Here is a 1047-nt window from a genome sequence, read left to right as displayed (position 1 = left end):
GTCGGCATGGTGCTGCGCAACTACGACCAGAAGATGGGCGGCGACCGCGCGAAGAGCTTCGACGCGCTGAAGGCTGATATGGAAGGCGCCCTCGCTGGCTGGGAACCCGACAGTTGCGACGAACCCTGTGAACTGATCGGGGGCGAAAGCAGCCCGATTTCGAAGGGCGTCAGCATCTACGTCCAGACCTGGGCAACGGCCCGTTTCCTCGAAGGAGTTTGACCATGGAACAGCCCGTCACCGGCGGCAGCTACATCCGCGATCCCGCCACCGGCGCCCTGACCCGCGAAGGCGAAACCGCACCCGCTGTCACTCCGTCCCCCGAAGTCGAGCCGGAAACCCCGGCCGAGCCTGAGAAACCCGTGAAGAAGGTCCGCTGATATGGCTGCCCGCCGCTGGAAGAAACTCGCCATCCTGCTGAAGCCCGAAACGGTCTACGGCACCGATGTCGCCCCCGCCGCCGCCGATGCACTGATCGGCCGCAATGTTACCTTCACCCCGATTGTCGGGGAGCGGGTGAGCCGTGACCTGATCCTGCCCTACATGGGCAATCAGGGCGTTCTGCTCGCCGGAACCTACGGCCGCATCGAGTTCGATATCGAGATCGCAGGTTCCGGCGTCGCTGGCACGAAACCCAAATGGGGATCTGCGGCGCGGATCTGCGGCATGTCCGAGACCGTTCTGGCCGGTGTGTCGGTGACCTATGCGATCATCGAGGAGGCACTGGAATCGGGATCGCTTTACTTCGTCATGGACAAAACCCGTCACGTCCTGCTGGGCGCGCGCGGCAACATGACCCTGCAATTCAACGCCAAGGGCATCCCGTATTTCCGTTTCACGATCCTCGGGCTTCTCGGCACGATTACCGATATCGGTGCCATGCCTGCGGTGTCTCAGGCGGGCTGGACCAAGCCTGTGGTGGTCAGCAAAGCGAATACCGTCCTGACGCTGCATGGCTGGACCGCCGTTGCCGAGCGCGTCGAGATGAACCTTGGCAACGAGGTCACGCCCCGTTTCCTGATCGGTAACGAAAGCATGATCGTCTCA

At 62.8% G+C, this 1047-nt stretch carries 3 protein-coding genes; all 3 read left to right on the top strand.

Annotation, left to right across the window (positions count from 1 at the left end):
• Positions 1–222: phage tail terminator protein (locus tag IE126_RS25440; RefSeq protein ID WP_456071395.1), on the top strand; the 222-nt coding region annotated here is incomplete at its 5' end.
• Positions 223–224: 2 nt separating this feature from the next.
• Positions 225–380: a hypothetical protein gene (locus tag IE126_RS25435; RefSeq protein WP_189383165.1), complete on the top strand. Its 156-nt coding sequence runs from the start codon at positions 225–227 to the stop codon at positions 378–380.
• Position 381: 1 nt separating this feature from the next.
• Positions 382–1047: hypothetical protein (locus tag IE126_RS25430; RefSeq protein ID WP_229825945.1), on the top strand; the 666-nt coding region annotated here is incomplete at its 3' end.

Source organism: Gemmobacter nanjingensis, from assembly GCF_014652195.1.
In the GTDB taxonomy this organism is placed as follows: Bacteria; Pseudomonadota; Alphaproteobacteria; order Rhodobacterales; family Rhodobacteraceae; genus Gemmobacter; species Gemmobacter caeni.
This window is presented reverse-complemented; position numbering and strand designations above follow the sequence as displayed.

Coding starts and splice junctions, on each gene's coding strand:
- IE126_RS25435 (WP_189383165.1), top strand. CDS start 225: ATGGAACAGCCCGTCACCGGCGGCAGCTACATCCGCGATCCCGCCACC.